The organism is Limosilactobacillus coleohominis, from assembly GCF_016901675.1.
Taxonomy (GTDB): Bacteria; Bacillota; Bacilli; order Lactobacillales; family Lactobacillaceae; genus Limosilactobacillus; species Limosilactobacillus intestinavium.
On record NZ_JACJKU010000014.1, the window covers coordinates 19,119 to 28,446 of the forward strand.

Here is a 9,328-nt window from a genome sequence, read left to right on the forward strand (position 1 = left end):
AGAACAACCGTGTTAGCAAGTGATTTAATCCAATCAATCAAGTATAAACAATTATCAGATGAACATTTTGCGGATTTTGAAGTTACGACGGTAACGCAAGATACTCGCGAAGTAGTTCCTGGAGCGATCTTTATTGCGATTGTGGGATCTAATGTTGATGGACATCAATTTGTTCCGCAAGCAGTAGCAAGTGGTGCAAAAATGATTATCGCTCAAGAACCAGTGGACACGACCGTCCCAGTTTTCTATGTTAAGGATACCCATCGTGCAATGGCGTTTTTAGCAGACAAATTTTATGGGTCCCCAAGTAAGTCTATGAAAATGATTGGAGTTACCGGAACGAATGGTAAAACCACCGTGACGCATTTGATTGAAGAAGTGTTCGACAATATGGGGGAAGGTACTGGTTTAATTGGTACTCTTTATCGGAAAGTCAATGATCAGATCTTTCCTACCACTAATACCACACCAGACGTTTTAACTAATCAAAAAACCTTAGCAGATATGCGTGATCATAACGTCAAAACGGTTTCCATGGAAGTTTCATCCATTGCCTTGGTACAGGGCCGTGTTTGGGGAATTAATTATGACATTTGTGTCTTCACTAATTTTACAGAAGATCATTTAGCCTACCATAAGACAATGAGTCAATATAAACTTGCCAAAAGCTTGTTGTTTGCTCAAATGGGGAATACATTTGATGGTAAGACAGCAGTTATGAATATTGACGATCCGGTTGGTAGGGAATTTATCGATTACACAACTAGTAATATTTTGACATATGGTATTGATCACCAGGCAGACATTTCTGCGGAGAATATTAACATCAGTATTCATGGAACTGAATTTGACTTGCATGTTTTGAATGAGGTTCGCCATGTTAAGACCAACCTTATTGGTAAGTTTAATGTGTATAATTCCTTAGCTGCCGTTGGAGCTGCATATGCAGCTGGGGCTGATTTAGATGAAATTGTTGATTCATTAAGCAAAGCTAAAGGTGTCAAAGGACGTTTTCAGTTAGTGCCTTCTGATACTGGAGTAAGTGTAATTGTTGATTATGCTCATACACCAGATGGATTATTGAATGTTTTGGAAACGCTCAATGATTTTGCTAAACAAGATACTTATTGTATTGTTGGCTGTGGTGGCGATCGTGATGCGCAAAAGCGTCCCCAAATGGCTAAAATTGCTGTTGAACATAGCACTCACGCAATTTTAACAGAGGATAATCCACGAACTGAGGATCCACACAAGATTATGGATGATATGCTGGCCGGAATTGATCCTGATCAAGCAACTGTCATTTTTAATCGTCGTGAAGCAATTCAATATGCTGTTAATCATGCTAAACCAGGTGATGCGATTATTATCGCCGGAAAAGGGCATGAAGATTATCAAATTATTGGTCATACCAAACATCATTTTGATGATTATGAAGAGGCCGAGAAAGCATTAAATAATCGAGAAAACTAATAAAAAAGGTCGTTGGCAATATAACGAAATGCCAACGACCTTTTTAGCTAATGACGGCTAGCTTGATGATTAAGCGGTCCCTTGATTTTATGAAGATGACGCTTAAATTTTGGGCTATTATTAGTGACTAGTTTGAAATTTTTCATTTTTCCTTCGAAAGGTTGATTATTTAAACGAATTTTAGTCCAGGCTTCCATGATTTGAATCATCTGATTTAAATCACTTAGCTGCTGTGAATTGTTTTCCTTTTCGGCTGCCTTATATATGTCAGATTTTAATCGATAGATCAAATTATTATGATATTTTAATAAGACATCCGTCAATGGAGCATGACGATATTCATTAAACAATTTCTGAATTAGCGTCATTGCTTCATTGGCATTGTGTGGTTGAATATATCGTTGATCAGTTTTCATAATTTCTCCTATAAAAAGTTTGACGTTTCTTGACTTTTAGAATGATGGTTGGTATATTATAAAGTGTGTTTAGCACTTAGGTGTTAAGAGTGCTAAAAGGAAGTGATCAAAAAATGTTAACACAGCGTCAAGAGGCAATCCTGCAAGCGATTGTACGCCAGTATACTGATACTGGTCAACCGGTAGGCTCAAAAGGACTTGTTGATAAGCTGCCAATGAAAGTCAGTTCTGCTACTATTCGTAACGAAATGGCATTTCTTGAGCATGAAGGCTTGGTTGTAAAAGAGCATTCATCTTCTGGACGAGTCCCTTCTAAAAAAGGTTATCGGTACTATGTTGATCATTTGCTGGATCCAAATAGTGTTTCTAATAATGACTTGGTTGTAATCCAAAATTCACTAGGCACTAATTTTGCCAAACTCGATGAGATCATTTCGCACTCTGCTGACATTTTATCACAGTTGACTTCTTTAACCGCGTTTACGATCAAACCTGAACAAAAGGATGCTCGCTTAAGCGGTTTTCGGTTAGTACCATTAGGTAATCAAAAGGTAATTGGTATCCTCGTTACTGATACCGGGGAGGTTGAAAACCAAACTTTCCGGATACCACGCGATATGGATACTGAAGCGCTTGAAGCTGTTGTGAGAATGATTAATGATGAATTAAATGGGAAAAGATTAGTAGAAGTTGTGCAACGACTGAAAACTGATATTCCTGTACAAGTTCATCGCTATCTAGAAAGTCCGGAAGGGTTCCTAGATGTATTTGATAGTATTCTTTCACAAGCGGAGCGTGAACGATTCTTTGTCGGGGGCCGATTAAACTTAATGGGAATAGCTGGGAAACAAAGCCCAAGTGAGATGAAAGCACTGTATGAACTGTTAGACACTAGTGATCGAATTTCTCGAATTATTGATTCAGATAATGATGGTTCGGGGATTAACGTTCGAATTGGTAATGAAATTGCCAATAGTGATGTACTTAACAATTACTCACTAATTACTGCGAAGTATGATGTTGATCAGTATGGCGAAGGAATCATAGCAGTTTTGGGGCCAACAGCAATGCCATATTCTCGCACGATTGGAATTGTCGATGCATTTCGAAAAGAATTGGCAAAGCGACTGTTAGACTATTATCATCATTATTATGGCTCTTAGGAGGGATTAGATGGCTAAAAAAGATCAAGAAGAGAAACAGGAGCATGCTCCTCAAAAAGATCAAAATAAAAAAGCTGAACAAGCAGCATCAAAAGATAAGCAATCTGAATCTACCGTTGATGAATTGAAGAAACAATTGGCAGAATTAAAAAAACAGATTGCTGATAAGGATGATCAGTTCTTAAGAGCTGAGGCGGAAATTCAAAATATGTCGAAACGTTTTGAAAAGGAACGTTCTCAGATGGCAAAATATGATGGTCAAGATTTGGCTAAAAGTATCTTGCCGGTTCTTGATAATTTGAAGCGCGCCTTAGCAATTGATGTTACTGATGAAAACGGTAAACAATTAAAAAAGGGTATTCAAATGGTTCATGATCATTTAGATAAAGCCCTGCAAGATCATGGTATCACTGAAGTAGATGCTCTAGGCAAACAGTTTGATCCGAACACTCAACAGGCTGTTCAAACAGTCGCTGTAAGTGGTGATCAAAAGCCTGACACGGTTGTCCAAGTTCTACAATCAGGATACATGTTGAAGGACCGTGTTCTACGACCAGCAATGGTTGTAGTTGCTCAATAAAGAAAATTAATTAGTAAAAGAGGGATTTTTTATGGCAAGTAACAAGATTATTGGTATTGACTTAGGTACTACCAACTCCGCTGTTGCCGTTATGGAAGGTAATGAGCCTAAAATCATTACTAATCCAGAAGGTGGTCGGACAACACCATCAGTTGTTTCATTTAAAAATGGTGAGACACAAGTTGGTGAAGTAGCTAAGCGGCAAGCAATTACAAACCCTAACACTGTTAAGTCAATTAAGAGTCATATGGGTGAAAAGGACTATACTGTTGATATTGAAGGCAAGAAATACACGCCTCAAGAAATTTCTGCAATGATTCTTCAATACTTGAAGAAGTACGCTGAAGATTACATTGGTGATACTGTTGATAAGGCCGTTATTACTGTTCCTGCATACTTCAATGATGCTCAACGTCAAGCTACTAAGGATGCTGGTAAGATCGCTGGATTAGATGTTAAGCGGATCATTAACGAACCTACAGCTTCTTCATTAGCTTATGGTCTAGATAAGGAAGACAAAGATGAAAAGATCTTAGTATATGACCTTGGTGGTGGGACGTTTGATGTTTCCATCCTTGAATTAGGTGATGGTGTCTTCCAAGTATTATCTACTAATGGTGATACTCACCTTGGTGGTGATGACTTTGATCAAAAGATCATGGATTGGTTAATTGACGGCTTTAAACAAGAACATGGAATTGACCTTTCTCAAGATAAGATGGCTTTGCAACGGTTAAAGGATGCTGCAGAAAAGGCTAAGAAGGACTTATCTGGTGTTCAAGAAGCACAAATTAGCCTACCATTTATTACATCTGGTGAAGATGGTCCATTGCACTTGGAAAAGACTTTAACTCGTGCCCAATTCAACCAACTTACTAACGACTTAGTTGAAAAGACGAAGACACCAGTTATGAATGCCCTGAAAGACGCTGGATTATCATTCAGTGACATTGACCAAGTTATTCTAAACGGTGGTTCAACACGGATTCCTGCTGTTCAAGAAATGGTTAAGGAATTGACTGGTAAGGAACCAAACCATTCAATTAACCCTGACGAAGCGGTTGCTTTAGGTGCTGCTATTCAAGGTGGGGTTTTGACTGGTGACGTTAAGGATGTTGTTTTACTTGATGTTACTCCACTATCTCTTGGTATTGAAACCATGGGTGGTGTATTCACTAAGTTAATTGATCGGAACACAACCATCCCAACTTCCAAGAGTCAAGTCTTCTCAACCGCTGCTGATAATCAACCAGCCGTAGACATTCACGTTCTACAAGGTGAACGGCCAATGGCTGCTGACAACAAGACGCTTGGTAACTTCCAATTAACGGACATTCCACCTGCACCACGTGGTGTTCCTCAAATTAAGGTTACATTTGACATCGACAAGAACGGTATTGTTAATGTTTCTGCCGAAGATCAAGGAACACACAAGAAGCAAAATATTACCATTAAGTCTAGTTCAGGTCTTTCTGACGAAGAAATTGAACGGATGAAGAAGGATGCCGAAGAACATGCTGATGCCGACAAGAAGAAGAAGGAAGAAGCAGATGTACGGAATGAAACTGATCAACTGCTATTCCAAACTGATAAGACATTAAAGGAACTAAAGGGCAAAGTTTCTGACGATGAAATTAAGAAGGCAGAAGATGCTAAGGCAGCATTACAAAAGGCCAAGGATGATAACAATATTGAAGAAATGAAGTCTAAGAAGGACGACTTAAATAAGATTGTTCAAGACCTTACAGTAAAGCTTTACCAACAAGCCCAACAACAAAATGGTGGTGCTCAAGGTAATCCAACTGGCGGCCAACCAAATGGTGGTACTAATAATAATGATAAGGGAAACGACGGTAATACCGTTGATGGCGACTTCCAAGAAGTAGATCCTGACGACAAGAAGTAATTGTCGGCCATTGAAAAGCCAAAGGCCGGGTAAACCGGACTTTGGCTTTTACTTATGGTATACTAACCACAATTATTAAAAAACGAGGGAAGATAGATGGCTGAAGAAAATTATTACGATATTTTAGGTGTAAAAAAAGACGCTTCTGAACAAGAAATTAACCGTGCATACCGTAAATTAGCTGCTAAATATCACCCTGATGTTAATCACGATCCTGGTGCCGAAGAGAAATTTAAAAAGATTAATGAAGCTCATGAAGTGCTGAGTGATAAGCAAAAACGGGCTCAGTATGATCAATTTGGATCAGCTGGTCCTAATGCAGGTGCTGGCCAAGGCTTTGGCGGATTTGGTGGTCAAGGCTTCGGTGGTGCACAAGGTTTTGGTGACTTCAGTGATATCTTTGGTGATATCTTTGGTGGTGGTCGTTCACGTCGTGACCCTAGTGCGCCTCAGCAGGGACGTGATTTACAATATACAATGACGTTGGATTTTATGGATGCAATTAATGGTAAAGAAACCGAGATTAAGTATAATCGTGAAGCCCAGTGTGATGTATGTCATGGGACGGGTGCCAAACCTGGTAAGTCACCAGTAACTTGTCATGAATGTCAGGGTCGTGGTTACATTGTTCGTCAACGACAAACGATGATGGGAATGATGCAATCACAAGAACCTTGTCCTGTTTGTCATGGTACAGGTAAGGAAATCAAGCCTGAAGATCAATGTACTAAGTGTCATGGTACTGGTCATATTTCAGAACGGCATGCCTTGAAAGTTAAAGTTCCTGCAGGAGTTGATGATGGTCAACAAATGCGGTTGCAAGGTCAAGGTGAAGCTGGTACAAATGGTGGACCTTACGGTGACTTGTATATTGTATTTAGAGTGACACCAAGCCGCGAATTCCAACGTGATGGCGCCAACATTTTTGTTGATTGTGATATTTCATTCTCTCAGGCGGCCTTGGGTGATAAAATTAAGGTCAAAACTGTGCACGGCGATGTTGATTTGAAGATCCCCGCAGGAACCCAATCTGAAACTAATTTCCGTTTACGTGGTCAGGGTGTTCCACACCTGAATGGAAAAGGTAATGGGGATGAACATGTTCGTATTCATGTTAAAACACCAAAGAGTCTGAATAAGCAACAAAAGGAAGCCTTAATGGCGTTTGCTGCTGCTTCTGGTGAAAACGTTAAGGGTGGCAAAAATGGCTTCTTTGATAAGCTAAAAGACGCATTTGATGAAAAATAATTAATCCTACGGAGCGGAGGTGATCTCACCTGCGCTTCTTTGTTTTCAAAGTGACATTTGCTATAATTATTTATAATACGCATTGGAAAGCGAGTAATGTTTAAATGAATTTAGACGAAATGAAAGAACGTCAAAAGAGAATTCGAAATTTTTCAATTGTTGCCCATATTGACCATGGCAAGTCAACGTTAGCAGACCGAATTTTAGAGATGACAGATTCAATTTCAAAGCGGGAAATGAAAGATCAAATTCTTGATGACATGCCTTTGGAGCGTGAGCGAGGGATTACCATTAAGTTGAATGCTGTTGCCTTAACATATCACGCCAAGGATGGACAAGATTATATTTTCCATCTGATTGATACTCCTGGACATGTTGACTTTTCCTATGAAGTTTCCAGGTCCCTAGCGGCTTGCGAAGGAGCTGTTTTAGTGGTTGATGCTACTCAAGGGGTCGAAGCTCAAACCTTAGCTAACGTTTATTTGGCATTGGACAATGACTTAGCTATTTTACCCGTCATCAATAAAATCGATTTGCCGTCCGCTGACCCCGAAGGGACCAAGCAGCAAATTGAAGAAGAAATCGGATTAGAAACTGATGAAGCAGTGGATATTAGTGCTAAGACGGGGATGGGCGTTGATGAGGTTCTTGAAAAAATTGTGAAGGATGTTCCAGCACCAACTGGGGATTTAACTGCACCCTTAAAAGCATTAATTTTTGACTCCAAATATGATGATTATCGTGGAGTAGTTTTAAGTGTGCGGGTTTTTGAAGGAACCGTTAAAAAAGGCGACCGAATTCGATTAATGAACAGTGGAACTGAATATGAAGTTGCTGAAGTTGGAATTAACTCACCAAAACCTTTAGAGCGAGACGTATTAATGGCGGGAGATGTTGGTTACATCACTGCAGCAATTAAGGACATTAAGGATACTCGAGTTGGTGATACGGTCACTAGTGCTACCAATCCTACAGATAAACCATTAGAAGGTTATCGTCAAATGACCCCAATGGTATACGCAGGGCTTTATCCTACTGATAATGCTAAATTTAACGATTTAAGAGATGCTTTAGAAAAACTTCAATTAAATGATGCTGCATTAACGTTTGAACCTGAATCTTCACAAGCATTAGGTTTTGGTTTCCGGTGTGGTTTCTTAGGACTACTTCACATGGACGTTATTCAAGAACGACTTGAACGTGAATTTGACTTGGATCTTATCACAACGGCGCCTTCTGTTACGTATCATGTGGACATGCATGATGGCTCCATGAAGGAAGTTGAAAACCCGGCTGACATGCCAGATGTAACAGAGATTAAAGACATCAAAGAGCCATTTGTTAAGGCTTCAATTATGGTGCCAAATGACTATGTTGGTGCAGTAATGGAGCTTTGCCAACGGAAGCGTGGCCAGTTTGACACGATGGAATACCTAAGTGATACACGAGTTAACGTTATCTATCATATTCCATTAGCGGAAATCATTTTTGATTTCTTCGATAAACTGAAATCGAGTACTCGTGGTTATGCATCATTGGACTATGAAATTGATGATTATCGTGCTTCTGAACTAGTTAAAATTGATATCTTATTGAATGGGGATAAAGTAGATGCACTGAGTTTCATTACTCACCGGGATTTTGCGGCTGAACGAGGTCGTGAAATTGCTGCTAAGCTTAAAAAGATCATTCCACGACAAAACTTTGAAATTCCAATTCAAGCTGCAATTGGTTCTAAGATTATTGCTCGTACCAACATCAAGGCTTATCGAAAAGATGTTACTGCCAGAATCCATACTGGTGATCCAGACCGGCGAGCTAAGTTGCTAGAAAAGCAAAAGCGTGGTAAAAAGCGAATGAAGGCAGTCGGAAAAGTTGATATTCCTCAAGAGGCTTTCATGGCAGTTTTGAAGACTGATGAAGAAATTGATGATAAATAAACGCTGATATATCAACGTTTATGGAAACTTGGAATATCAAGAAAAAGTAAAGGTATACCAATTTTATACTGATTTGCCCACAAGAGAGGTTTTGTGTGCAAAAAAGACCAGCAGTTTGTACTGCTGGTCTTTTTAATAGTATTCATTCTAAATTAAACGCCTCGTTAGCTTATTTTTGATAGGGATCAACTTCGTTATTTAAAACCCCTAACAGATATTTATAGTTTTGACCGACTGCCATAGCGTTGGTTAACTTCAATTCACTTTTATCGTCCTTATTAGCTTTGACAGTTGCATTGTGTTCAAGCATTGCAATGGTTAATTCAACAGCCAATTCTTCATTTGATTTACTCATAATAATTGCTCCTTCATAATTTCCTATATACCCATGCTATCATTAAAACAATGATTTTGAAAAGTAGCATATTGAAAAAGAAACTAAAACAAAAAGGATTAGCAGCATATTTCACGCTAATCCCTTTAAGTTATATTAAGTGGTTCTACACTATTCGGTACTGATGAGTTTTCATCAGTGCCGTTTTTGTATATGATGACAATAAAAAAGGACAATTACCCCAAAAAATACACACACGGTAATTGCC

The 9,328-nt window shown here is 39.0% G+C and carries 8 protein-coding genes; 6 read left to right on the forward strand and 2 right to left on the reverse strand.

Annotated features, from left to right (window positions below; translation table 11 throughout):
• Window positions 1-9: 9 nt before the first annotated feature.
• Window positions 10-1,473, forward strand: a complete 1,464-nt coding sequence (locus H5975_RS02505) for a UDP-N-acetylmuramoyl-L-alanyl-D-glutamate--2,6-diaminopimelate ligase (protein ID WP_204784749.1) — start codon at window positions 10-12, stop codon at window positions 1,471-1,473.
• Window positions 1,474-1,520: 47 nt separating this feature from the next.
• Here the strand turns inward: H5975_RS02505 and H5975_RS02510 are convergent, their stop codons facing one another.
• Entirely contained in the window at window positions 1,521-1,889 is a 369-nt protein-coding gene (locus tag H5975_RS02510) for a hypothetical protein (protein WP_204784750.1), read from the reverse strand.
• A 113-nt stretch (window positions 1,890-2,002) separates the two neighbouring features.
• On the opposite strand from H5975_RS02510, the gene hrcA reads away from it, so the two are divergent.
• The 5 genes from hrcA to lepA all read left to right on the forward strand — a co-directional run bounded on the left by hrcA (window position 2,003) and on the right by lepA (window position 8,726).
• Window positions 2,003-3,052 carry a heat-inducible transcriptional repressor HrcA gene (hrcA, locus tag H5975_RS02515; protein ID WP_204784751.1) on the forward strand — a complete coding sequence of 350 codons (1,050 nt, stop codon included), beginning with the start codon at window positions 2,003-2,005 and terminating at the stop codon, window positions 3,050-3,052.
• 10 nt (window positions 3,053-3,062) lie between these two features.
• A complete protein-coding gene (gene grpE / locus H5975_RS02520) occupies window positions 3,063-3,632 on the forward strand; it encodes a nucleotide exchange factor GrpE (RefSeq protein WP_178659532.1) in 570 nt (189 codons plus the stop codon).
• Window positions 3,633-3,663: 31 nt separating this feature from the next.
• Window positions 3,664-5,538: a molecular chaperone DnaK gene (dnaK, locus tag H5975_RS02525; RefSeq protein ID WP_178659533.1), complete on the forward strand. Its 1,875-nt coding sequence runs from the start codon at window positions 3,664-3,666 to the stop codon at window positions 5,536-5,538.
• 96 nt (window positions 5,539-5,634) lie between these two features.
• On the forward strand, window positions 5,635-6,786 hold the full coding sequence (dnaJ, locus tag H5975_RS02530; protein ID WP_204784752.1) for a molecular chaperone DnaJ: 1,152 nt from the start codon (window positions 5,635-5,637) through the stop codon (window positions 6,784-6,786).
• A gap of 104 nt (window positions 6,787-6,890) precedes the next feature.
• A complete protein-coding gene (gene lepA / locus H5975_RS02535; RefSeq protein WP_178659535.1) occupies window positions 6,891-8,726 on the forward strand; it encodes a translation elongation factor 4 in 1,836 nt (611 codons plus the stop codon).
• A 169-nt stretch (window positions 8,727-8,895) separates the two neighbouring features.
• Here lepA and H5975_RS02540 read toward each other — a convergent pair whose 3' ends face one another.
• On the reverse strand, window positions 8,896-9,081 hold the full coding sequence (locus H5975_RS02540) for a hypothetical protein (RefSeq protein ID WP_178659536.1): 186 nt from the start codon (window positions 9,079-9,081) through the stop codon (window positions 8,896-8,898).
• Window positions 9,082-9,328: the final 247 nt, after the last annotated feature.

Bases quoted from the DNA above. Each gene is read 5' to 3' on its own strand.
- H5975_RS02510 (WP_204784750.1), bottom strand. From the start codon at position 1,889: ATGAAAACTGATCAACGATATATTCAACCACACAATGCCAATGAAGCA.
- hrcA (WP_204784751.1), top strand. From the start codon at position 2,003: ATGTTAACACAGCGTCAAGAGGCAATCCTGCAAGCGATTGTACGCCAG.
- grpE (WP_178659532.1), top strand. From the start codon at position 3,063: ATGGCTAAAAAAGATCAAGAAGAGAAACAGGAGCATGCTCCTCAAAAA.
- dnaK (WP_178659533.1), top strand. From the start codon at position 3,664: ATGGCAAGTAACAAGATTATTGGTATTGACTTAGGTACTACCAACTCC.
- dnaJ (WP_204784752.1), top strand. From the start codon at position 5,635: ATGGCTGAAGAAAATTATTACGATATTTTAGGTGTAAAAAAAGACGCT.
- lepA (WP_178659535.1), top strand. From the start codon at position 6,891: ATGAATTTAGACGAAATGAAAGAACGTCAAAAGAGAATTCGAAATTTT.
- H5975_RS02540 (WP_178659536.1), bottom strand. From the start codon at position 9,081: ATGAGTAAATCAAATGAAGAATTGGCTGTTGAATTAACCATTGCAATG.